This window comes from Octadecabacter arcticus 238, assembly GCF_000155735.2.
GTDB lineage: Bacteria > Pseudomonadota > Alphaproteobacteria > Rhodobacterales > Rhodobacteraceae > Octadecabacter > Octadecabacter arcticus.
This window is the reverse complement of the sequence record NC_020908.1, coordinates 3,943,226-3,965,840: the sequence shown is the minus strand read 5'-3', so window position 1 is coordinate 3,965,840 and position 22,615 is coordinate 3,943,226. Positions and strand designations below refer to the sequence as shown.

The following is a 22,615-nucleotide window of genomic DNA, read 5'->3' as shown; positions in this document are numbered from 1 at the left end:
CTCTGCCTCAAAAGAGCATTCTGCCCGCGTTGTTTGAGGAATCCTACCGTTCCTAACGCCTGAGCGCAAAGGTTTTGCAGGAACAAGGTACAAGCGCAGATTGCATGTGGTGCAGCTTTGCGCCAAAACCGTCCCAACAAACGGGGGGCAGCCGTGATTGAGCTGGACAACGTGGCCTATAATTATGGCGGAGCAGAACTGTTCTCTGGGCTGAACTTGCAGCTTGCCGCCGGGTCATTTCATTTTCTGACAGGACCATCCGGCGCGGGTAAGACCACGCTGTTAAAGCTGTGCTATGGTGAATTGGTCGCGACAAGCGGGCAGGCGCGTCTGTTTGGTCAAGATGCCCGTGGGCTGGATCGGGACGCGGTGGCGCAAACGCGGCGTCGTATCGGTGTTGTGCATCAGGACTGTCAGTTTTTGGATCATCTGACATTGGCCGAAAACATTGCCCTGCCGCTGACCGTGTCGGGACGCACTGCATCCGCTGGCGACCTTTCGGATTTGCTCGGCTGGGTCGGGCTCAGCAAACAAACGGAGCAATTTCCGCCACAACTGTCGGGTGGCGAACGCCAACGCGCCGCACTGGCCCGCGCCGTCATCATGTCCCCAGAGGTGATTTTGGCCGATGAACCTACAGGCAATGTCGACTGGGAGATGTCGCAGCGGTTGCTGTCGCTGCTGGTTGAACTCAACAAGATGGGTAAAACTGTTTTGATCGCCACCCATGATATCAGCCTCATTCGTGCGGCCAAGGCGCAGGTGTCAGCGCGTGTGTTGCGGCTTAAGGATCGCCGCCTGCAACTGGCGGGCGCGGATCTATGATGGATATCCTGAACCGCCTTCTCGAATTGCTCGCGGGGGATCCGCAGGCGGATCGTGCTGTGCCACCCACTGGTTTCACCGCAAGGCTGACAGTGTTGTCGGCGGCTGCGATGGCATTTTTGGCGGTCTTCGCCTTGGCGCTGTCGCTTGCCGCTGGGCGGCTGGCAGATCGCTGGTCGGCAGAACTGGCAAAGACATCGACGCTGCGGATTTCCGCACCGCAAGACCAGATGGATGCGCAGACCCGCGCGGCACTGACGGTGTTGCAATCCACGCCCGGCGTGGCAGAGGCACGGCCGCTGAGCGCGGATGAACAACGCGCCCTGCTTGCGCCGTGGTTCGGGCCGGACCTGCCTGTCGAAAGCCTGCCGATCCCGCAACTGATTGAGATTATCGAAGACGCGGACGGCTATGATGCCACGGGTCTTCGCGCCCGCCTTCAGGCCGAAGTTCTTGGTGCGGTGCTTGATGATCACACCCGTTGGCGCGAACCGCTGGTCGAGGCCGCGTCGCGCCTGCGCTTGCTTGGGATCGTGTCGTTGGCCCTGATCGCAGTCACCACAGCCGCTATGATCACGCTCGCGGCCCATGCAGCCTTGGCGGCCAATGCCCAAGTTATCCGCGTGATGCGCCTTGTTGGCGCGCGTGATATCTACATCGCCCGCGCCTTTGTGCGCCGGTTCACTCTGCGCGCCCTGTTGGGGGCGGCGATGGGCACGACTTTGGGCACTCTCGCGATATTGCTGCTGCCCCGTGCGGACGCAGCGGGCGGGTTCCTGACCGGATTGGGGTTTCAAGGCTGGCATTGGCTGTGGCCACTGGTTATCCCCGTTCTAGCGGGTCTTGTGGCGTTCGTTGCCACACGTCAGGCCGCATTACGCACCTTGAAGGAGCAATCATGAGATACGCCATCCAATGGGTTCGATCGCTGATCTTTGTGATCCATATGTATTTCGCCATGGCCATTGTCGGTGTGGTGTTTTTCATCCCCGTCATCTTTTCGCGACGCGTTGCCATATTTGCCTGTCGTTTCTATTGCTTGTGGGTTCAATGGTCGGCGGGCTGGATGATCGGCCTGAAATGCGAAGTGCGTGGCACCCCGCCAAGCGACGAAGTGCTTATCGCGGCCAAACATCAATCCTTCCTCGACGTGATTATGATCTACGGCGCTTTGCCGACCGGTAAATTCATCATGAAAAAGCTTCTGATGTATGCGCCTGTCTTGGGTCAGTTTGGCCTGCGCGTTGGCTGTATTCCTGTTGAACGTGGCAAACGCGGCTTGGCGATCAAAAAGATGGTCGCAGACGTTGCCGCGGGCCGCGCATTGCCGGGTCAGTTGATCATCTATCCCCAAGGCACCCGCATCTCACCGGGTGTGAAGGCAAAGTACAAAGTCGGCGCTGGCATCCTGTATACGGAACTGGGCCAAGACTGCGTGCCTGTCGCCGCCAACGTTGGGGTGTTCTGGCCAAAACGCGGTATCTATCGCGCACAAGGCACCGCAGTGATCGAATTTCTGCCGCGTATCCCCGCCGGAATGGAACTGACCGCCTTCACCGCCAAGCTACAAGACGTGATCGAAACCCGCTCGAACGAATTGATGCGAGAGGCGGGTTTTACCGCGATTGACGAATGAAAACGATCAATGATATCGCAACGCTTGAGGCACTTTATGATGTGGCGTCGCCAGCATCGTTGACTAAAGTCGTGACGCGCCTGTCGCCGCACTACGTGAAATGGATCAATGCTGCGCGGTTTTGTATTTTGTCCACCGTTGGTCCAGAAGGCAGCGATGGCAGTCCACGTGGTGACGTCGGCCCCGTGGTGCGCATTGTGGATGATAGAACGCTATGGCTTCCGGATTGGCGCGGCAACAACCGCATAGACAGTCTGCGCAATATCGTGCGCGACGGACGGGTGAGTTTGCTGTTCATGATATCCGGATCAACCAACGTGATCCGCGTCAACGGCGCGGCGGTGTTGTCGGACGACCCTGACGTCACCGGCGCGTTTGCGCAATCTGGCAAGCAGCCAAAGTCGGTGATCGTCATCACGCTGAGTGAGGCCTATTTCCAATGTGCCAAGGCAATCATGCGATCTGAATTGTGGACCGGTGCGGCGGTGGACGGCCTGCCAACCGCGGGTCAGTTGTTGAAAGAACAACAGGCGGAATTTGATGCCCAAGCCTATGATGACGGCTATGCAGAAAACGCAAAGGCGAAGATGTGGTAGCCAAGGTTTATGGATTTCTGACAGGCGCAGGCATCACCGCTGTCGCGATATTGGGCTTCAATGTTTGGCGCCATGTCAGTGATGAAGATCGGCTTGAATTGGTGCTTACAGAACACTGTTTGCCCTACGTCTCTGTGGGCGTGACCCCGTTTGATGGTATGGGGCGTGCGATTGGCGTTTATGACGGAATAACCACGGACGAGCGCATTACGAACGGCGGCGCGGCTGTTCTATTCGACGCGCGGTTCGTTGCTGAATGGGGCGAAATCGCTGAACCGCCTGTGCGAATTTGTATGGTGTATGGCAGCACGACGGACTCTGCCCAGCAGGTCTTTGATGTCGCGCCTGACGGGTTTATCGGGCGCGTCAGCAGCATGATCGAACCATTTGGTGATCTGCGCCCCGACGTCGCCGAATTGGATACGACGGACGACAGCGAAAGTCTTGTGCGGTCAATTGCGTGGCGCGAACAAAACGGTCCGAATGACGGTGGGTTAAGCGTGACCATGACCACGGCCGGTGGGTTGATCGCTGAGGTCATGGTTTTCAAGGACCTCGTGCAGAACCCCTAACTCAGCGAGCAATCCGCCACGTCCAAATTCACCACAATAAACGTCTGCGGCCCAAAATCGAGGCCGGACATATCCACGTACAGCTTTGATCCCTCAACGAAAATCGCGTCGTCAGCCAGAACCACTGTCGAGTTTTCCAAATCCTGACCCGCCCCGTTAAACAGCACGCAGTCGGTCAGGAAATCCAGCACATAGCCGTTAAATTCCGGTGCCGGAAACGTGCCGCCCACAGTCTCGGGATAGGTCACGATGATCTGTTGGTCGCGAATGTCGATGATGGCAGGCACGATGTCCCAGCCGTTTTGCACGCCTTCCGGTTCCAGCCCGTATTCGATGCCGTTTGTGACCACCGCCGGATGGCGTTCCCCCACAAAGATTGGGGCCGCCACATCGTCATAGGCCAACGCGCCAAACGTCACCGTGCGCTCCATCAATCCGCCCGCAGCAACCGATTGCGCCGCGAAAATCAAGGAGAGCGCGAGGCGGATCACGCCGCCAAACCCTTTGCACCAAGTTCGAGGTATTTCTGACGCCGCGCATGGCGCAATTCATCCGGGCTCATGGCGTCCATCTGTTTCAGCATGGTGTTGATCGCCGCGCCGACGCCGGTGATCGCGGCCTGTTTGTGGCGATGCGCACCGCCCACTGGTTCGTTGATGATCATGTCACAAACGCCGAGCTCTTTCAGGTTTTGCGCCGTCAGCCGCAGTGCCTCTGCCGCTTCACGCATCTTTTCGGCGTCTTTCCACAGGATCGACGCGCAGCCTTCCGGTGAGATCACCGAATAAACCGAATGTTGCAGCATCGCGACGCGGTTGGCCGTGGCAAACGCCACCGCGCCGCCCGATCCACCTTCGCCGATGATGACGCTGACCAGCGGCACTTTCAGTTGCAGACATTTCTGCGTTGATCGTGCAATCGCCTCGGACTGGCCGCGTTCTTCGGCACCTTTTCCGGGGTAGGCACCGGGCGTGTCCACCAACGTCACAACAGGCAGGCCGAACCGGTCCGCCATGTCCATCAGACGGATTGCCTTGCGGTAGCCCTCGGGCCGCGCCATGCCGAAATTACGCTCAATGCGGGATTTGGTGTCGTTGCCCTTTTCATGGCCGATCACCATGATGGGCCGCCCGTCAAGCCGCGCCAATCCACCCATAACCGCGTGGTCATCGGCGAAATTTCGATCCCCCGCCAGGGGCGTGTACTGCGTGAACAACGCCTCGATGTAGTCTTTGCAATGGGGACGATCCGCGTGACGCGCGATCTGGCATTTGCGCCACGGGGTCAGGTCGCCGTAGAGGCTCACCAACAAATCGGCCGCCTTTTTATCAAGCGCCTTTGCCTCGGACTCGACGTCCATGTCCTCGTTCGCACGGGCCAGCGCGCGCAATTCGGCAGCTTTGCCTTCAATCTCGGCCAGCGGCCGTTCAAAATCGAGGTAGTTGGTCATGTGGGTCGGCTCCAATAAATCTTAGCTCTGATATACGGTCGCTGAGGAGTGCATGCAACTCACCACAAACCCGCCCCGCGCGGCACTTTCACTTCAGGTGATCCCGTTGCGACAATACCCCGCCAACGAAGACGATCGTCAAGACCCGTGAACGACGGCTTCGAGCCCCCTTGTGCCGACACTCACTTGCAAAGTGAAGACTTATCCCTTTTAGTCCGGTTGCCCCACATGTTGACGCGGCGCAGAATCTTGCCCTTGTGGCTTTAGAGGCGGATCGGATCAGTTTGTAACGTCTGGTGGGTTTATAGGGCGTGGCTTTTGCCGTGAACGAGGCCCTTCAGGCGCGCTGTTCAACAAAATCACGATATGTCGCTGGCCCGAGACCAACACCGATCCCCAGCAGCGTGTCGAAGGCGCTTCGCATGTGTCGCCGTCGGTTCCAGCGGAACACGAATTCGTCGAGATAGCGTTGTAGATGGCACTTTCTGAGGCCGTGGAAGACGCCTTTTGCCCACGTTTTTAGGTTGGAGAACACGCGGTGGACCCAGTGGAGTATGTCGTGTGCCTTCTTGCCGCTGACGACCTTTGCCTCATGCGTGTTTGCAGGAGGATTTTCGTAACCGAGCCAGCCATCCGTGATGATGTGAGCGCCAGGCTCTACAGCCTGACCAATGAACCCGTGCAGCGTCTTTGACGCGCCGTCGGGAATGTGTTTCATCCTGATACGGCGCGGATGTCCGTCACTTGATAACTCGACGGCACAGACGACAAACATCTTTCCAACCGGGCTCCGCCCACCCTTTGGCCGGTCCTCGGGATCATGCCGGGACCGGAACGGCATCTCTGTTTCATCGATTTCGACAAGGTCTTTCAGGGGGTTGCGGTCAGGGTTGACCATCGACCGCCGCAGCTTTTGCAAGAGGAGGTCGCCGAGAAGCGCCATCGGTCCGAGCGACGATGGCGACCCGTCTTGTAGCTGCCAAGGCCAAGTTGCGCCTGAAGTTGCAGCGCTGACATGCCGTTGGAATGGCTGGTGATGATGTGCGCGGCAAGAAACCAAATTCGCAACGGCAAATGGCTGCTGTGCATTACCGTGCCAGCCGTCACGGATGTCTGCCGTGCGCAACCGGCACATTCCCAAGTCGCGCGATTTCGCTTTAACGGCCAGCCCTTGCAGGTGCCACAGGAAGGACAGACGAAGCCCTCAGGCCAACGATGTTCCACCAGATAATGCGAACACGCTTCCTCATCAGAAAACCTGGCGTCGAACGCGGGGCGGGACATGGGTTTGTCGTTTTTCCATCTGGCTGGCATGGGAAGAACAATACCAGAACATTCTAGATTGGCAAGCCGCTTCGCACTACATCAGGTGCCGCCGGAGCAAAGGGGATAAGCCTTTGCAAAGCGAATGTTGGCTTCTGGCTCATGTGTAAGCACCGTTAGAGTATGTCAGTTCATAGCTGTGACTGTAGAGTTCAAAGACGATCCCAAACGGGTCTTCGACGTAAACCATGCGATATGGTTTCTCGTCGGGGAAATATTCGCGAACGTGCATGCGTTGCTTGCCGCCAGCCGCAACGATTTTTGCCAGTAGATCCTCAAGGTTCGGATCCTGAATAGCAAAATGAAACGTGCCGTGTTGTCTGAAGTTAAGGTTATCTTCCGGCGCCTTGTGTCCTTCGAATTCGAACAGCTCAAACCCGATACGATCAGCCGTCGCTAAGTGCGCGATGCGCATGCGCCCCCAACCTTTGCCAAAAACGTCCGAGCACATCTGGCCAATGGCGCTGTCGTCTTCGATAATGACAGTAGGTTCCATGATCACATAGAAGCCAAGAACGTCGCCGTAGAATTTGATCGCCTGGTCCAAATCTGGAACAGACAAGCCGATATGAGAGAATGAGCGTGGTGTCGGTTGCATGGTGTTTCCTTTCAAGGGTGTTGAAAGAGAATTAGACGGACTGTCCCCGAATTAAAAATTATCATTTTTTAGTAACTCCCAAGGACCCCATCGGATATCGGGTTTTGTGTTGCCCTTGCGACGTTAGAGCCGAGCGATGATCTGTTGTGGTGATAGGGTGAGTGTTTCGAGGATATTGCCCCCGTGTTTTCTGACCGTCGAGATGACGGATCTGATGTCAGCGAAGACCTGCGCGCCCTCGAGGGTGCGGAAAGTTCCCGAGATTTTCATGCGCAACTTCATCATGCGCAGGTCCCGTTCGGCCTGATTGTTGGTGAAGGGAACTGTGAAGTCCGTAAGGAACCTTAGGACGTCATCACGGTAGTCGCGCAAGCGGACCAGAAGGTTATGGCCTGGCCGCCTGGCTTTTCGGCCTCGCGCACCAGTGCGTCTAGCCAGTGGGTCTTGTCGCTCATGGAAGGCGAGGCCCTCGGTGAGGATCGCCATGTATTTGGTGAGGATGTCGTGGTGAACCGACGTGGGGAGTTCGGTCTCGCCTCGCCCCTGAGCCGCGCACTTGAGCTGATTGGCGCTGTTGAGCAGCACGCTCATCGCGCACGCCCACGGCTCCTTTTCGATTTCTTCGATGGCCTTGAGTTCCCGTAAATGATGCGCCCCGCACAGGGCGTGCGCGTCCACCCCACTCATATGGGCGTAATAGGACTTCCAGTGGTCATGAACAATTGTCCCGCCGGTCAGGAAGGATGGAACAGCACCGCGCTTGGCGCTGATGCGATAATGCGTGAAGGCGAGATCGCTGATTGAGTGCAGCCAGTGCAGCTTACCATCAACACGAAGTCCGGTCTCATCCAGATGCCGAACGCCGCCTTCATTGAGCCGGGCCAGAATGTGTTCGACGACGCCACCCAAGGTACGCGCTGTGCCGTTCACCCAGTTGGTCACGCTGGCCGCGCATAGGCTGGTGGCACCAAACAAATCACGCAGGAGTTGGCAGACCCGATCCTCGGGGATCAGCTGCTGAACATTGCAGTAGACCGCCGCCGCCCGAATGCGCTTACCGTATTGCACGTGTGCATTCACGCCATCGGGAAAGGTGGCTGTCGTCGTGGCTCGGCAATGGCCACAACAATAAATCGCTGCCTGATGCTCTGTGACCTCCAGACGCGGCACCGGTATGTCATAAACCTGACGCCTCTCCACCGCCTTGATCATCCCAGCCGTCAAGCCATGCTGACAGGTGCCACAGGCCTCAGCCTCATGTCGCTCCACAAAGTCAGGCGTTGCTGTCTGACGTAGGGTGTCGCCTCGGTGGCCAACTTGGCCACCACTTTTCTTACCGGACTTACCACGCAGGCTACGCGGTACCGGTTTCTTCAACCCATCACTCGAAGGCGGCTTGCTGCTATTACTGCTGTTCTTAGCCAACTGACGCCGCAGATCCGCATTCTCTTGCGCCATGCTCGCCAACGCGGCTTCCAACTCGGCGATCCTGCGCAGAGCCGTGGCGAGGAGTTGTTCAAGAGCAGTAACTTGGTCCATTCCACCAATGATTCAGAGAAATCGTCACAGCGCCACGAAATTCAGACCACAACAGAAAATTCATGCGCCTAATGGTCAAGGAGACTCACATCAAAACTGACAAAAACCCGTTATCGGCTGGGGTGCTTGGGAGTTACATTTTTTATTATTTTCATAATTTTTTGAGGCAGTCATGCTAAATGCAACGTGGTTGAATACCTTTACAACGCTGTGCGAGGTCGGACATTTTACGCGCACGGCGGAGCTGTTGGGGATGACCCAGCCTGGTGTTTCGCAGCATCTGCACAAACTGGCGTCCCAAGTCGGAAAACCGCTGGTATCAAAGGATGGAAAGTCCTTCACGCTCACCCCCGCTGGTGAAGCCGTGCTGACCATCGGCCTTGCGCGACGTCAGCAAGAGCGCGAACTGCAAGACACCATCAATTCTGATGATCCAGACGTAGGCGACATCAGCCTTGGGTGTTCTGGCAGCTTTGCCATGTGGATTTATCCGCATCTTCTTGATCGGATGCATCAGGCGCCCGAGCTTGTGATCCGTGTTACGGCTGCTCCACATATGAGCATTTTGACATCCGTTCTTAATGGAGAGTTTGATTTGGGGGTCGTCGCTGAACCAGTCAACCACCCCCGACTGGACGCAATTGAATTGGCCCGTGAAGAGTTGTGTTTGGTTGTTCCGCGCTCCCTCGCCGGACAAGTCCTTGACCTGCACCTCTTGAACGAGCTCGGTTTTGTCGCGCATCCAGACGGGTATGCATATGCGGATGATCTCTTTTCGCTGAACTTCCCAAAAGATTACAAAGGGGCTGACCGCTTGCGGGTAAGGACGTTCGTCAACCAGATCGGCCAAATCCCCATTCCAGTAGCGCAGGGGTTGGGATACACAATATTGCCCAAATCCGGCGTCGATGCCTTTGCTGAAAGGCAGGAGTTGGCGATCATTCAACTTCCGAAACAACGATTTCATGATCTGTGGATAATTTCCCGTAAGGGACGGAGCGAAATCGCGCGCGTCGCTGCTTTGAACGACTTCATTGGTCGTACGGCAACGGCTTTGAGATAACGTTTCACAGGAGTAACAAGCAAAATGGGTATCGGCTGGAACAGATAGCTGACGTTCAGATTAGTAAATTGAACGGCAAGGTTTAAGTTTTTTCGATGCGGGCCTGAGCGTGTCTTTTCCGTTTGGTGCTGCGGTGGGCCCGCGTTGGGAAACATGACTAGGAGGAAGCCGTGGGGTCTGGGTGTGCTCTATGGGGAAAGCGCGAAGTTGCCGCTTCCGAGGGTGGCGTGAGAACTTGACGGTTTGTGTTTCGCGCGGTGAATTGATGCGCTTGATCTTGTTTTGTGGAGTGCTTTGTCTCCGGTTCGGGCGCGCTAAACGCCACTAATTTTCTCTTAGACAAACCGATACCTGCCCTGAACGCTCTGCAGTTCAGGGAATGTCTGAAAAATGTTGGCGTGCATCTCGTCATGCGGCGGCCTTTCTAGGTGGTGCGCGGGTTTGCGGTTTATGGCCGCGTCGGAAGGTCTCGATGATGCGCATTGCACCGCCACAGTCGGGGCATGGTTCTTGTAGTGTGAGCGGCGTGACCTCGGTGGCTGGAGGATCATCTTGTTGTGGGGGTTGAGCGCCGAGTAAGGTGCGAACCTTTGCTATATTTGCCTTTCGTTTGGAACTCGCGAGCAGGCCATAGTGGCGGATGCGGTGGAAGCGATACGGGAGAACGTGGATCAGGAAGCGTCGGATAAACTCGGCGGCAGAAAGGTGCATGACGGAACGTCTGTCGCCAGATTTGACCCGGTAGTCTTTCCATTTGAACGCTACGGTGTCGGCATCAGCACTGATCAATCGGCTGTTTGAGATGGCGATGCGGTGGGTGTAGCGGCTGAGATAGGCCAACACGGCCTCAGGCCCATCGAAGGGCGGTTTGGCATAAATTACCCATTCGATTTTGCGCATTGGCGCGAGATACGCGGCAAAAGCGTCAGCATCTGACAGCCCCGTCAGGTCACCGAAGAAGACCAGTTCGCCTGCGCGGTGCAGGGTCAGCAGCCCTTCGATAAACAGGCGACGGAACAAGCGTGACAGCACCCGCACATGCAGGAAGAAGCCTGGCCTGCACGCGACCCAGCGATTGCCGTTGGGTGATAAGCCTCCACCCGGCACGATCATGTGGACGTGAGGGTAATGCGTGAGAGCCGATCCCGTCGTGTCGAAGACGCGCCTCTGGCGCGATGTGTGCAGAACGCTGGTCATGCCAACCTTAGCGCCAAGCCTTTTGGGATCCGCTGCAATTGTCATCACCGTTTGTGCAGACGCTTTGAACAGCAGGCCATAGACGGCCTTCTTGTTCCAGAGGGCGATCCGCGCAATCTCGGAAGGCAGGGTGAACACCACATGGAAGTATGCCACGGGCAACAAGTCTTCGGCACGCGCCGCCAGCCAGTCGCGCGCTGCCGGTCCCTGACATTTGGGACAGTGCCGGTTCTTGCAGCTGTTGTACGCGATGTGCTGATGGTCGCACTTGGTGCAAGCCGCCACATGCCCGCCGAGCGCCTCTGTTCGGCAGGCTTCAATGGAGGACATCACTTTGAGCTGAGACAGGCTGACATGTCCCTTGTTTGCTTGCCGCCATGCAGGACCATCCTTTTGGAAAATGTCAGCAATCTCCAGTGTTGGCTTGGCCAACTGACCGGTGCTTACCCCGGGTTCTCAATGTTCAGCTTCTTGAGCGTGTCAAACGGGCTGGGTGTGTCCCGGATGGTTTTGGTGGCGACATGGGTATAACGCGCTGTGGTGCTCAATTTGGCATGACCGAGCAACACATGAATGACCCGGACATCCACTGCCCGGCAGGCGATTGCGCAGCAATCTGCCGAGAGGGGATGTTGACCTCCAGCAGATGTGTCGCGAAGCTGTGCCGCAACGTATGCAGGGTGGCAGGCTTGGAAAGCCCAACGAGGTGCTTGGCCGAGTTGAACGACCGGCTCAGCTGCCTTGCCGAGATCGGGGTGATCTTGGGCTTTCCCGGAAACAGCCAGCCCTCCGGTCGTGCCTCGCGCCAATAGTCGCGAAGCAGGTCCAACAGATCGGGCGACAGCATGACCTTACGGTCCTTGCCACCTTTGCCCTCGTCAACGTGGATCAGCATCCGGTCGCTGTCGTGTCGAAGACGCGCCAAGGGCACGATATCGCTGACCTTGAGACTACAGACCTCCGATGCCCGCAATCCTGCGCCATAGGAAATGCTCAGAGCCGCACGATATTTGAGCCCCGGGCCTGGGGCCGCTGCAAGCACCTCCGAGACCTCTTCGATACTCAATACACTCGGTAGCCGGCGTGGCTGCGTCCGGAACTGCATGTAGCGCTTCATATCCTCACGGTCGCAGGTCGTGCCGAACAGAAACCGCAGGGCCATGATCCGCGTGTTGAACGTTGGTGGCGTGACCTCGGTATCGGTCATGTGAAGTTGATAGGCGCGCAGATCGTCCGGCGTCGCTGTATCTGGCGACCTCTTCAAAAACCCAGCAAAGTGCTTGATTGCACGAATGTGGGCTTTCTGCGCCTTGTCGCCCATCCCGTGGATACGCATGTATTCCGCTGCCCGGCAGGGTATTGCGCAGCAATGTCCCGAGAGGGATCATCCGCTCACGTAGCGGGGTTATCTTCTCCTGTGTCATGGGAACCTCCTATTTGACGTTTGAGAAGCCCCAATCGTCAAACAGGTTCGGCAAATTACCAAATGCACTCAGCTAAAGTCAGCGCGCAACACCAGGAACGGGCGCCAATTGCCGCGCGAGCGGCTTCGTCCTTGTCCAGCAATGCACTTTCGAACTGGATCTTCTCACTGACATCTACGTGTCGCTTGAAGGCTGATCCGCCCCTTTTGCTTCCCGCGCGCCGCCAGATTGCGGCGGCGCAACATTATGGCCACCAAATCGCCAAGCCAATTGTTGACGCTGCAATAAATGCGCAGTAGAATACACTGTACATACAGGGCGTGTACGCACAGTGCACAGGCACGTCGTGGGAAATTATTGCGTCCGTTAACCGGTTAACCCGCGATCATTTCGGATTGTTTAACGATGACTTCCGCCTGTTTGATGCTGGCGATATCGACCAAGCGCCCCTTGTAAACGGTCGCCCCTTCGCCGCGCGCTGTTGCCTCGGCCATCGCGGCTAGAATTTCACGGGCTTCGGCGACGGCCTCGTCGGACGGTGTAAACACCTCGTTGGCCAGCGCGATCTGTTTGGGGTGGATCGCCCATTTGCCAACCATGCCAAGGGTCGCAGAGCGGCGCGCCTGTGCGCGGTACCCTTCGTCATCCGAGAAATCTCCGAACGGGCCATCCACAGGCAACACACCATGGGTGCGACAGGCGGCCACAATTGCCGTTTGCGCCCAGTGCCACGGGTCGGAATAATGCCGCGCCTCCCCGTGCAGCATGTAATAATTTTCCTGTGTGCCGCCGATGCCCGTCGTCTGCATTCCCATTGAGGCCGCGAAATCCGCCGCTCCCAATGACATCGCCTGCAGGCGCGGGCTGGATGCCGCGATCTCTTCTACATGCGCGATGCCGGCTGAGGATTCGATGATAACCTCAAAAGAAATGGTTTTTTTGCGCCCCTTGGCCGCTTCAATAGCCGTCACCAGCGCATCCACGGCGTAAACATCCGCCGCGCACCCGACCTTCGGGATCATGATCTGGTCCAGCCGGTCACCTGCTTGTTCCAACACATCCACCACGTCGCGATACCAATACGGCGTGTCCAGTCCGTTGATACGCACCGACAGGGTCTTGCTGCTCCAATCAATCGTGTTAATCGCCTCGATCACATTGATCCGTGCGCTGTCTTTGTCGGACGGGCTGACCGAGTCCTCTAGGTCAAGGTTGATCACATCTGCCGCGCTCGCCGCCATTTTCGGATGCAGTTTCGCATTCGATCCCGGCCCAAACAGCTGGCAACGGTTTGGACGAGCGACGGGGGTAGGCTGCAAGCGGAATGACATGGGCGATCCTTTAGGTAATGAAGTTACGTACGAGTTGTCGTGAGGGTTAGATTATTGCGCGTTATGCTGCAAGTGCAAACTTGAAAGGAGCGAGGCAGCGTTGCGGTAAAATTATGCGCATTCCCGCATAAACACGCATCAAATTTGAATAATTCGATCAGTTGGCGCGCTTTTCGAAAGACATTCCCAGCCAACTTGTTGCAACGTGCGCTAAACCTAAGGAGATGACCATGATTCCCACCCCGTACCTTTTGTTCCTCGGCGATGCGCAGGACCAGTTAAGCGCTAAAGTCGCGCAAGGCATCAAAGATTGGCGGCCTGAAAACGCTGTCGGTCAGCTGCGACTGGCGGGCTGTGGTGCGGATATAGGGCTGAACGATTTGACACTGGAAGCCGCCAAAGCGGCAGGTGCGCAGACATTGGTCATCGGTGTCGCAAACCGTGGTGGTGTCATTAGCCAAGCGTGGAAAGATGTCTTGATCCAAGCGCTTAACATGGGGTTCGACATCGCGTCTGGCCTGCACAATCTGCTAAGCGACGAAGCTGATCTGGTTGAGGCCGCGCGTGCCAATGGCCGTCAATTGCACGATGTGCGGATTCCGTCTGTGGCCTATCCGATTGCCGATGGTGTAAAGCGATCAGGCAAGCGTTGTTTGGCCGTTGGCACCGATTGCTCCATTGGTAAAATGTACACCAGCCTCGCCGTTGATGCCGAAATGCGCAAACGCGGGCTGAAATCGACGTTCCGGCCCACGGGTCAGACGGGGATCTTGATCACTGGCAGCGGCGTTCCTCTGGATGCGGTCGTCGCCGACTTCATGGCGGGCGCCGTCGAATACCTGACGCCCGACAATGACGACGATCATTGGGACCACATCGAAGGGCAGGGCAGCCTGTTTCACGCCAGCTATTCCGGCGTGACGCTGGCGCTTATCCATGGCGGCCAACCGGATGCGTTGATTTTGGCACACGAACCGACCCGCACCCATATGCGTGGGTTGCCGCACTACGGTCTGCCATCGCTCGAAACACTGCGGGACACCGCACTTTTGCTGGCCCGCGTTGTTAATCCCGCCTGCGAAGTTGTGGGGATTTCCGTCAACACCCAGCATTTGAACGAAGCAGACGCGATCAAATGCCTCACTGATATCGAAGCACGCATGGGCCTGCCAACGGTTGACCCGTTCCGCCACGGCGCAGGACGGCTGGTGGATGCCTTGGCCGCGATGTAGTTGCTGATTTGCTGCCGTCGCGCAGTGAGTTGTATTGGCCAAGATGAAGCAGGAGGCAGCGCATATGACCATCACTGTTACGCAGGACGTATTTCGTTTGGCCGAAGTGTTCACGATCTCACGCGGGTCGCGCACCGAGGCCAAGGTTTTAACCGCCAAAATCACGCGTGGCGGTGTGACGGGCTGGGGCGAATGTGTGCCTTATGCGCGTTACGACGAAACGATGGCGAGCGTGACCGATCAGATCGCGGGCCTGCCTGATGATGTGACACGCGATGGTCTGTATGAGCTGCTGACGGCGGGTGCTGCGCGCAACGCCGTCGATTGCGCGTTGTGGGACCTAGAGGCAAAGGCCGCAGGCAAACGCGTCTGGGATTTGATTGGCGTGCCAGCCCCCAAGCCGTGCATAACCGCCTTCACTCTGTCGCTTGATACGCCCGAAAACATGAAAGCGTCGGCGGTGAAACATGCCCATCGCCCACTGCTTAAGATCAAACTCGGCACGTCCGATGATATGGCCAGACTTGAGGCCGTGCGGGCCGGTGCGCCCAAAAGTACGATCATTGTTGATGCCAATGAAGGATGGACGGCTGAGGTATACACCGACCTCGCGCCGCACCTGATCCGCCTTGGCGTCAGCATGGTCGAACAGCCGATGCCAGCAGGTCAGGACGACATGTTGGGCGAAATCACGCGACCTTTGCCGGTTTGCGCCGATGAAAGCTGCCATGACCGTGCGTCCTTGCCCGACCTTATGGGCAAGTATGACATGGTGAACATCAAGCTCGACAAAACAGGTGGGCTGACCGAAGCCTTGGCATTGAACACGGCAGCCCGCGATGCGCGGTTCGGTGTGATGGTCGGCTGCATGGTCGGATCGTCGCTCGCCATGGCACCGGCGACGATTGTGGCACAGGGTGCGCAGGTCGTGGACCTTGACGGGCCACTGCTTCTGGCCGAAGACCGCGACCACGCATTGCATTTTGACGAAGACGGCGTTCACCCGCCCGTCGCAGCACTTTGGGGATAAGTAAGATGAGCCGCACAGTCTATTTGAACGGGGACTACCTGCCCGAAGAAGACGCCAAGATTTCGATTTTTGACCGGTCATTTTTGATGGCTGACGGCGTCTATGAGGTGACGTCGGTTTTGGGCGGCAAGTTGATCGATTTTGCGGGCCATTCCAAACGCCTCGAACGGTCGCTGAGCGAGCTTGAGATGCAAAAGCCTGACGCGTTTGACGACTTGTTGGAAATCCATCGCGAACTTGTCCGCCTGAACGATATCGATGAAGGTATGATTTATCTGCAAGTCAGCCGCGGCAGTGCAGGGGATCGCGATTTCACCTACCCGAGTGCGGACGTTAAGCCGACGCTGGTGCTGTTCACACAATCCAAGCCGAACCTCGCTGACAATCCTGTCGCCAAGATCGGCATCAAAGTGATCTCAATCGAAGATCAGCGTTGGGGCCGTCGCGATATTAAGACCGTGCAGCTGTTGTATCCGTCCATGGGTAAAATGATGGCCAAGGCTGCGGGCTGCGACGACGCTTGGATGGTCGAAGACGGCGCCGTCACCGAAGGCACGTCAAACAACGCCTATATCGTAAAGGGCAACACGATCATCACGCGCCATCTTGGCACCGAAATCCTGCACGGGATCACCCGCGCCGCCGTGCTGCGGTTCGCCCTTGAGGCACAGATGAAGGTCGAAGAACGCCCATTCACCATCCAAGAAGCACAAGATGCGGATGAAGCGTTCATCACCTCGGCCTCGACCTTCGTAATGCCCGTGGTCGAGATTGATGGCGCAGCCATTGGCACAGGCAACCCCGGTCCGGTTGCCGCGCGCCTACGTGAGATTTACCTTGAGGAAAGTCGCAACGCCGCACTGTGAGTGTGATGCTTGCCAGTCACCCCGCTGACGGCCATAGTGAGCCACAATAATCACGCCGGAGGGCAACGTGCGAACGCTAGTCGGATGTCTTTTGCTGATCGCGGGTGTCGGCGGGCTGGGGTATGTCGGCGCGAAGTAGAACGCTGTGGCCATACAATCCGCCATTGCCGCAGATGCACGCGAAGCGGTCGAAAGTTCGCGATACTCTGTGCAAACACAGGTCACTGGGCGTGATGTTTCCGTCACAGGACAGGTGACGATCAGACCGAATTGGCCCTGCTTCAGGCGATGCTAAGAAGCTTGGAAGGTGTGCGGGTCGTTGATGTGTCCGGCGTTGATACTTTGCCGGTGGTGGATCCGTATGTCGTAACGGCGACCCGACAGGTTGATGGCTCAACAATCCTGTCCGGCGTCATTCCATCCGACGCTGATCGGGGTGCGCTGACCAAAAATCTTGCGGGGCCGACCCTGAACCTGACCCTCGCTGCGGGTGTCCCCGATGCTGATTGGGTCAACGTTGCGGGGCTTGGTCTTACCGTGCTGGGCACCTTGAAATATGGTGAGATGACCCTGACTGATCACACCTTGCTGCTGCGTGGGTTGGTGCGAAATCCTGATGAACTCACCGCCACTTTGGCCGGGCTTGAACGTCTGCCCGAGGCGTACAGCCTGATCATCGAAATTGATCTGGAGGACGATGGAACGCCGTTGCGGCTTATGCTGACGCTGCGCGACGGCGTGATTGCCGGAGAGGGTAAATTTCCATCCGACATTACCGCCACTGCAATCGAAGAAATTTTTGGCACTGCCGATCCCATCGCGATTGATCAGGCCGTGATCGCGGCGTTTGATCCGCAATGGCCCGTGGTCGCCCGCACCGCGATGCAGGGACTGTCGCAGTTGATTGATGGGGTGCTTGAGATTGAGCGCCGCGACGTATCGCTGATTGGCACCGGAACCCCTGACGCCATTGCGCAGGTGGGCACACTTTTGGCCACGGTGCCTGAAACCTTCAACGTCACGGTCGACCTTGGCCTGTGGGACGATGGTGCGCCGCTCGGGTTTATCATGGAATGGGACGGCAGTGTTGCGTCTGCGTCCGGGAAATATCCGGCGGGCTTCACGTTGCGTGACCCTGCCGGCGTTGCCATTACAAACGCTGGAACCACCAGTTTTCGCCCCGCCGTGACGCCCGACTTTTCCACAAACGCCGCCGTCGGGACATCGGCCCTTGGGATGATGACCACTGGAACACTACGGGTGAGCGAAACTCAGATTACGCTGACCGGAACAGCGGCATCACCGCAAGTTGGTCTGGCCATGAATGAAGTGCTGGCCAACGCAGCACCTGACACTGAAATCAGCCGCGAAATGATCTATCTTGATGATGGATCCCCCGCCGCTTGGACACTGACATATGATGCAGCGATCGGAGCGATAATTGAGGGTCGTTTGCCAGCAGGACTTGCGATTGGTGATCTTGATCTGGCGCTGGGCCTTGATGCCATTTCTGGCACCCCCGCAACAGCGCGCGACGACGATGATGTCGCCAGCAGTTTGGAAACATTGCTGATCGTCGCGGGCTACCTGCCCGAGCTTGAAGCGCTGACCTACGCGCGTGCAGGCGATCAAAGCGCGCTCGACCTGGTGTTGTCACCCGGTGTTGATCTAGACCTTGTCGCGAACGATCTGGCCGAACGCCTGCCCACGGATGTCGCATTTTCACTTAGCCCGCTCGAAATCCTGCCCGAAAGCGGGACCACCCGAACCAATGCCGCGACTGGCCTTGATGAAATTTTCACGGATGGTTTCTGGCTGCCCAATGTGGTGTTTGACGGCGACGTCGATGTCGCTGCCTGTGCGGCGCAGACGCTGAACATCTTGGAAGGCGGTCAAATCGGGTTCTTGTCATCGTCCGCCCGCCTTGACGCCACATCTATCCGCACGATCAATGCTTTGGCGGCCGTTGTTTTGCCCTGCGCCGCGGCGGACCTAACGCTCGAAGTTGGCGGCCATACCGATTCCTCTGGCGATGAGCTGACAAACAATGCCTTGAGCCAAGATCGCGCCAACGCCGTGCGCGCCGCCCTGATCGTACGCGGTGTTCCAGAAAACGCTATGACCGCGTTCGGTTTCGGCCCAACCCAACCCATAACCGACAACGCAACGCCCGAGGGGCGCGCGGCCAATCGCAGAACCGATATCACGTGGTTCGCGGCAGGTGCGCTGCGCGACCCATGATGCAAGCCAAAGGAAACTAACATGTTCAAAGGATGGGAATTTCTGCTGGTGGAGATGTGGGTTCTACTGGCGCTTGCTGCCTTGATTGGCCTCATCGCGGGTTGGCTGATCTGGGGCAGGCGGGCTCAAACCGGTCGCAGGTTGGGGGTCGACACTGGCGCCAACGCCAATGAAATACACCGCCTGCGGACAGAACTGGATCGCGCCAAGGCCCAAACCCGCGATCCGCTTGACGATATCCCCGCGATGCAAGGTGGCGGCTACGTGCGGCCACCGCTGGCAGCTCAGGCAGTGTTGCCCGTTTCAACGCCGGACCCGATTGTGGACATGCCAGCGGATGATGCGGTAAAGCCCGTGCCAAACGCGCAACCAACACCGGCGGCTTTAAATTCGGCGACTGTCGGCAAGCCCCAAGGCCTCATCGCGGCGCGCGATGGTTTGCCTGATGATCTGACGAAGATCAAAGGCATCGGCGCGAAGATGGAAATGATTTGTAACCGGCTGGGGTTTTGGCACTTTGACCAAATCGCCGCGTGGAATGCTGAAGAAATTGCATGGGTCGATGATAATCTGGAAGGCTTCAAGGGCCGCGTGACCCGTGACAACTGGGTGGCGCAGGCCAAAGCGCTGACAGGAGTTCAGGTGCCTGCGTTTATGCGCCGCAAAGACTAGGTTTCAAATTAAATTGAGGTGAAACTGACCGTACCGCAGGACCGGCGGTCAGCCATCTTTCTTCGCCACATTCTCATCAAACGCCACCTTGAAAGCGGCGTCTTTGCTCGGTGTCGACTCGGACTGATAATCGGCTTTCCACGCATCCACCGTCATGCCGTAGAACGCCTCGCGGCCTTCGTCTTTGGTCATTTCAATGCCGCGCTCTGCGGCAGATTCTTGGTACCAGCGGCTCAGGCAATTGCGGCAAAACCCCGCTAAATTCATCATATCGATGTTTTGCACATCGGTGCGGTCTTCCATCAGGTGTTTTTGCAACCGCCGATACGCGGCCGCTTCGAGTTCGATTTGGGTTTGCGCATTAATATCAGGCATCTACGTCCTCCATCTGGATTAGGGCTTGGGTCAGGATCGGGGCTAACCGGTTTGCCCAAGCGACCTGTTGATCTGGCGTCTCAATCAGGTCACTGCGCAGTTCGATTAACGCATTGGCGCGCCCCATTTGCAAGGCATGACGGTCAACGGAATCACCGGGCAGGTGGCCTGCATAGGGTTCATTGTCCCCGACGTATAAATCATCCTCATCGCGCAGCAAATCTAACAGCGGGTCCGACAACCTGTCATCGAATTGGTGCAAAATCCCGATGTGCCAAGGTCGCGGGGAGCGGCCGTTCAATCGCGGTGTAAAACTGTGGATCGCGATGATCACCGTATCGTCTTGCCGCGCCGCAAGGTCGGCCAGCGCGCTGTGGTAGGGCGCGTGAAACGCCTCGACGCGACGCGCCTTTTCCACCTCGTCTGCCGTGCGATTGGCGGGGATCACCGTGCCGTCGTATAGTTTCATCAACAGGGTCGGATCATCCAGCCCGCGGTTGGGATCAATCACCATCCGCGAAAAATTTGACAAGACTGCGGGTGCATTCAAGGCATCCGCCAGTGCGCGTGTCACACCCGCCGCTCCAACGTCGAATGCGATATGTCGCTGCATTTCTGCGTCCGACAGTCCCAGTGATCCGCCACCAACACAGGGTGGTACAATGTTTGACGCGTGGTCACAGGTAATCAGCCAGTGCGACTTACGCGCGGCCCCGTGCAGATGAAATGCCTCGAATGGTTCGTCTGTCATCTTCATGTTATCCGATCGTGGGCAGTTGTAGACCGTTAAAAATACGCTATAAGACGGCGAAACCGTTAGCGGTAACTGTTTGTACGGTACTCCGCAGAACACGAGGGATAACACCATGAAACGCGACCGCAACGTCAAGATTGTAGCCACCCTTGGGCCGGCCTCCAATGATTACAAAATGATCCGTGCCTTGCACGAAGCGGGCGCAGACGTGTTCCGCCTCAATATGAGCCATGGTGATCACGCCGAAATTAAGATCCGCCATGGAATCATCCGCCAAGTCGAAAAAGACCTCAACAGCCCGATTGCAATTCTGGCTGACCTTCAGGGGCCGAAATTGCGCGTTGGTGTTTTTGCCAATGAAGACGGCGAAGACCTTGTTGTTGGTCAGTCGTTCCGCCTTGATCTGGATGATGCACCCGGCACGTCCGCGCGTGTTCAGCTGCCCCACAAAGAGATTTTTGACGCCCTTGAACCTGGCGCGCACCTGCTGGTGAACGACGGCAAGATCAAACTGCGTGTCAAAGACTGCGGTCGCGACTTTGCCGATTGCGAAGTTCTTGTGGCGGGTACGATTTCCAACCGCAAAGGCGTGAATGTGCCTGACGTGGTCCTGCCGCTCGCCGCGCTGTCGGACAAAGACCGCAAGGATCTGGAATTTGTCTGCGAACTGGGTGTCGATTGGCTTGCCCTGTCGTTCGTGCAGCGTCCCGCCGACGTCGAAGAAGCCCGTAAGCTGACAAGAGGTCGTGCCGCGCTGATGTCCAAGATCGAAAAGCCAACGGCTGTCACGATGTTTGACGAAATTCTTGCGGTCTCTGATGGCATCATGGTTGCGCGTGGCGATCTGGGCGTCGAATTGCCGGTTCAAAATGTGCCGCCGATCCAGAAACAACTGGTCCGTAAATGCCGCGCAGCTGCAAAGCCCGTAATCGTTGCGACCCAAATGCTCGAATCGATGATCGATTCTCCGATGCCGACCCGCGCCGAAGTCTCCGATGTGGCAACCGCGATCTATGAAGGCGCTGATGGTGTGATGCTGTCTGCTGAATCTGCCGCAGGGTCGTTCCCCATCGAAGCAGTCACCACCATGAGCAACGTGGCCATAGAGGTCGAGTCAGACCCGACCTATACCGAAATCATCGAAGCCAGCCGTAAGACCAGCGGCCGCACCGTTGCTGACGGTATCGTGGCCGCCGCCCGTGAAATCGCGGAAACCGCCGACATCAAGGCGATCTGTTGTTATTCCCAGTCTGGTACAACCGCGCTTTTGACATCGCGTGAACGCCCGCGCGTGCCGATTATCGTGCTGTCCAGCGACATCAACACTGTCCGCCGCCTTGCTCTCAGCTGGGGGACGAACTGTGTGATGACAGTCAAAGTCGTTGATCGTTTCAAGACTGCCGTGATCGAAGCGGTGCGCGCAGCGATCGCGTCAGGTATTGCGACGCCAAGCGATATGGTTGTCGTCACAGCAGGTGTTCCGTTCAACACACCGGGCAGCACAAACATTCTGCGTGTGGCACCGTGCGACGAACGTTTGATTTTTGCAGGATCTTCGGAGTAGTCTTTCTAAACTGTAACGTTTTGGGGGATCGGCATGGATCCGGATCTTTTGATTGTAATTGGGCTCGTGGTTGGCGGATTTTCAATTCCGTCCATTTTGGGTGCGATTGCAGACGGGCGCGTCCCGCGTGCCGCCGCAATTGCGGTCATGGTCGCGGGCGGGCTTATCGCGCTCGCAATCAATGAAAATCCCGACGGTTACGCGATCAATGATATTCCTGACGTGTTCGTGAACGTCGTGGAGCGCTACATCAATTAGACCGTTGCGGCATTCACCGAGATTCCGCTTGCCATAGAACATGGCGCGGGCTAATCAACCATTTCTTAC

Annotated in this window: 21 protein-coding genes and 2 pseudogenes; 13 read left to right on the top strand and 10 right to left on the bottom strand. The window is 57.3% G+C overall.

Annotated elements, in window-relative coordinates; all coding sequences use genetic code 11:
- Positions 1-153 precede the first annotated feature (153 nt).
- Genes OA238_RS20485 through OA238_RS20465 form a run of 5 tightly spaced genes read left to right on the top strand, consistent with a single transcriptional unit; the run spans position 154 to position 3,629 of the window.
- Positions 154-825 carry a cell division ATP-binding protein FtsE gene (locus OA238_RS20485; RefSeq protein ID WP_015496673.1) on the top strand — a complete coding sequence of 224 codons (672 nt, stop codon included), beginning with the start codon at positions 154-156 and terminating at the stop codon, positions 823-825.
- Positions 822-1,727, top strand: coding sequence for a cell division protein FtsX (locus OA238_RS20480; RefSeq protein ID WP_015496672.1), 906 nt, complete (start codon positions 822-824; stop codon positions 1,725-1,727). The genes OA238_RS20485 and OA238_RS20480 overlap by 4 nt, the downstream gene beginning before the upstream one ends.
- Positions 1,724-2,461, top strand: a complete 738-nt coding sequence (locus tag OA238_RS20475; protein WP_015496671.1) for a lysophospholipid acyltransferase family protein — start codon at positions 1,724-1,726, stop codon at positions 2,459-2,461. Before OA238_RS20480 ends, OA238_RS20475 begins: the two co-directional genes overlap by 4 nt.
- On the top strand, positions 2,458-3,057 hold the full coding sequence (locus tag OA238_RS20470; protein ID WP_015496670.1) for a pyridoxamine 5'-phosphate oxidase family protein: 600 nt from the start codon (positions 2,458-2,460) through the stop codon (positions 3,055-3,057). Before OA238_RS20475 ends, OA238_RS20470 begins: the two co-directional genes overlap by 4 nt.
- A complete protein-coding gene (locus OA238_RS20465) occupies positions 3,051-3,629 on the top strand; it encodes a hypothetical protein (RefSeq protein ID WP_015496669.1) in 579 nt (192 codons plus the stop codon). Before OA238_RS20470 ends, OA238_RS20465 begins: the two co-directional genes overlap by 7 nt.
- Here OA238_RS20465 and OA238_RS20460 read toward each other — a convergent pair.
- From OA238_RS20460 to tnpC, 5 genes and pseudogenes are all read right to left on the bottom strand, one after another.
- Positions 3,626-4,120, bottom strand: coding sequence for a hypothetical protein (locus tag OA238_RS20460; protein WP_015496668.1), 495 nt, complete (start codon positions 4,118-4,120; stop codon positions 3,626-3,628). The two genes, OA238_RS20465 and OA238_RS20460, sit on opposite strands and share 4 nt — an antisense overlap.
- On the bottom strand, positions 4,117-5,079 hold the full coding sequence (locus OA238_RS20455) for an acetyl-CoA carboxylase carboxyltransferase subunit alpha (protein WP_015496667.1): 963 nt from the start codon (positions 5,077-5,079) through the stop codon (positions 4,117-4,119). Before OA238_RS20455 ends, OA238_RS20460 begins: the two co-directional genes overlap by 4 nt.
- A gap of 337 nt (positions 5,080-5,416) precedes the next feature.
- Positions 5,417-6,393, bottom strand: a pseudogene (locus tag OA238_RS20450) (IS1595 family transposase).
- A 109-nt stretch (positions 6,394-6,502) separates the two neighbouring features.
- Positions 6,503-7,000, bottom strand: coding sequence for a lactoylglutathione lyase family protein (locus tag OA238_RS20445; RefSeq protein ID WP_015496666.1), 498 nt, complete (start codon positions 6,998-7,000; stop codon positions 6,503-6,505).
- A gap of 123 nt (positions 7,001-7,123) precedes the next feature.
- Positions 7,124-8,539, bottom strand: coding sequence for an IS66 family transposase (gene tnpC, locus OA238_RS20440; RefSeq protein WP_015494296.1), 1,416 nt, complete (start codon positions 8,537-8,539; stop codon positions 7,124-7,126).
- A gap of 172 nt (positions 8,540-8,711) precedes the next feature.
- Here tnpC and OA238_RS20435 point away from each other — a divergent pair, with 172 nt between their 5' ends.
- A complete protein-coding gene (locus tag OA238_RS20435; RefSeq protein ID WP_015496665.1) occupies positions 8,712-9,602 on the top strand; it encodes a LysR family transcriptional regulator in 891 nt (296 codons plus the stop codon).
- Between the two features lie 408 nt (positions 9,603-10,010).
- Here OA238_RS20435 and OA238_RS20430 read toward each other — a convergent pair whose 3' ends face one another.
- From OA238_RS20430 to OA238_RS20415, 3 genes and pseudogenes are all read right to left on the bottom strand, one after another.
- Positions 10,011-11,231, bottom strand: a complete 1,221-nt coding sequence (locus tag OA238_RS20430) for an IS91 family transposase (protein ID WP_044037269.1) — start codon at positions 11,229-11,231, stop codon at positions 10,011-10,013.
- Positions 11,232-11,242: 11 nt separating this feature from the next.
- Positions 11,243-12,223: pseudogene (locus OA238_RS20425) on the bottom strand (tyrosine-type recombinase/integrase).
- Positions 12,224-12,597: 374 nt separating this feature from the next.
- Positions 12,598-13,554: an L-malyl-CoA/beta-methylmalyl-CoA lyase gene (locus tag OA238_RS20415; protein ID WP_015496662.1), complete on the bottom strand. Its 957-nt coding sequence runs from the start codon at positions 13,552-13,554 to the stop codon at positions 12,598-12,600.
- A gap of 230 nt (positions 13,555-13,784) precedes the next feature.
- Here OA238_RS20415 and dgcN point away from each other — a divergent pair, with 230 nt between their 5' ends.
- From dgcN to OA238_RS20390, 5 genes are all read left to right on the top strand, one after another.
- Entirely contained in the window at positions 13,785-14,786 is a 1,002-nt protein-coding gene (dgcN, locus tag OA238_RS20410) for an N-acetyltransferase DgcN (protein WP_015496661.1), read from the top strand.
- 64 nt (positions 14,787-14,850) lie between these two features.
- On the top strand, positions 14,851-15,816 hold the full coding sequence (dgcA, locus tag OA238_RS20405) for an N-acetyl-D-Glu racemase DgcA (RefSeq protein WP_015496660.1): 966 nt from the start codon (positions 14,851-14,853) through the stop codon (positions 15,814-15,816).
- 5 nt (positions 15,817-15,821) lie between these two features.
- Positions 15,822-16,682 carry a D-amino-acid transaminase gene (locus tag OA238_RS20400; RefSeq protein WP_015496659.1) on the top strand — a complete coding sequence of 287 codons (861 nt, stop codon included), beginning with the start codon at positions 15,822-15,824 and terminating at the stop codon, positions 16,680-16,682.
- A gap of 270 nt (positions 16,683-16,952) precedes the next feature.
- Entirely contained in the window at positions 16,953-18,923 is a 1,971-nt protein-coding gene (locus OA238_RS33320) for an OmpA family protein (RefSeq protein ID WP_217591562.1), read from the top strand.
- Between the two features lie 21 nt (positions 18,924-18,944).
- Positions 18,945-19,595 (top strand): hypothetical protein, encoded by a 651-nt coding sequence (locus OA238_RS20390; protein ID WP_015496657.1) that lies wholly within the window; start codon positions 18,945-18,947, stop codon positions 19,593-19,595.
- 48 nt (positions 19,596-19,643) lie between these two features.
- On the opposite strand, the gene OA238_RS20385 is transcribed toward OA238_RS20390, so the two are convergent.
- Together OA238_RS20385 and OA238_RS20380 are read right to left on the bottom strand one after the other, a co-directional pair.
- Positions 19,644-19,961, bottom strand: a complete 318-nt coding sequence (locus OA238_RS20385) for a DUF1244 domain-containing protein (protein ID WP_144056054.1) — start codon at positions 19,959-19,961, stop codon at positions 19,644-19,646.
- 1 nt (position 19,962) lies between these two features.
- Positions 19,963-20,727: an N-formylglutamate amidohydrolase gene (locus OA238_RS20380; RefSeq protein WP_015496655.1), complete on the bottom strand. Its 765-nt coding sequence runs from the start codon at positions 20,725-20,727 to the stop codon at positions 19,963-19,965.
- 109 nt (positions 20,728-20,836) lie between these two features.
- On the opposite strand from OA238_RS20380, the gene pyk reads away from it, so the two are divergent.
- Together pyk and OA238_RS20370 are read left to right on the top strand one after the other, a co-directional pair.
- Positions 20,837-22,288 carry a pyruvate kinase gene (gene pyk / locus OA238_RS20375; protein ID WP_015496654.1) on the top strand — a complete coding sequence of 484 codons (1,452 nt, stop codon included), beginning with the start codon at positions 20,837-20,839 and terminating at the stop codon, positions 22,286-22,288.
- 33 nt (positions 22,289-22,321) lie between these two features.
- Positions 22,322-22,546 (top strand): hypothetical protein, encoded by a 225-nt coding sequence (locus OA238_RS20370; RefSeq protein WP_015496653.1) that lies wholly within the window; start codon positions 22,322-22,324, stop codon positions 22,544-22,546.
- Positions 22,547-22,615: the final 69 nt, after the last annotated feature.

Bases quoted from the DNA above. Each gene is read 5' to 3' on its own strand.
- OA238_RS20455 (WP_015496667.1), bottom strand. From the start codon at position 5,079: ATGACCAACTACCTCGATTTTGAACGGCCGCTGGCCGAGATTGAAGGC.
- OA238_RS20415 (WP_015496662.1), bottom strand. From the start codon at position 13,554: ATGTCATTCCGCTTGCAGCCTACCCCCGTCGCTCGTCCAAACCGTTGC.
- OA238_RS20370 (WP_015496653.1), top strand. From the start codon at position 22,322: ATGGATCCGGATCTTTTGATTGTAATTGGGCTCGTGGTTGGCGGATTT.
- OA238_RS20475 (WP_015496671.1), top strand. From the start codon at position 1,724: ATGAGATACGCCATCCAATGGGTTCGATCGCTGATCTTTGTGATCCAT.
- pyk (WP_015496654.1), top strand. From the start codon at position 20,837: ATGAAACGCGACCGCAACGTCAAGATTGTAGCCACCCTTGGGCCGGCC.
- OA238_RS20480 (WP_015496672.1), top strand. From the start codon at position 822: ATGATGGATATCCTGAACCGCCTTCTCGAATTGCTCGCGGGGGATCCG.
- tnpC (WP_015494296.1), bottom strand. From the start codon at position 8,539: ATGGACCAAGTTACTGCTCTTGAACAACTCCTCGCCACGGCTCTGCGC.
- OA238_RS20470 (WP_015496670.1), top strand. From the start codon at position 2,458: ATGAAAACGATCAATGATATCGCAACGCTTGAGGCACTTTATGATGTG.
- OA238_RS20380 (WP_015496655.1), bottom strand. From the start codon at position 20,727: ATGAAGATGACAGACGAACCATTCGAGGCATTTCATCTGCACGGGGCC.
- OA238_RS20445 (WP_015496666.1), bottom strand. From the start codon at position 7,000: ATGCAACCGACACCACGCTCATTCTCTCATATCGGCTTGTCTGTTCCA.
- OA238_RS20400 (WP_015496659.1), top strand. From the start codon at position 15,822: ATGAGCCGCACAGTCTATTTGAACGGGGACTACCTGCCCGAAGAAGAC.
- OA238_RS20435 (WP_015496665.1), top strand. From the start codon at position 8,712: ATGCTAAATGCAACGTGGTTGAATACCTTTACAACGCTGTGCGAGGTC.
- dgcN (WP_015496661.1), top strand. From the start codon at position 13,785: ATGATTCCCACCCCGTACCTTTTGTTCCTCGGCGATGCGCAGGACCAG.
- OA238_RS20390 (WP_015496657.1), top strand. From the start codon at position 18,945: ATGTTCAAAGGATGGGAATTTCTGCTGGTGGAGATGTGGGTTCTACTG.
- dgcA (WP_015496660.1), top strand. From the start codon at position 14,851: ATGACCATCACTGTTACGCAGGACGTATTTCGTTTGGCCGAAGTGTTC.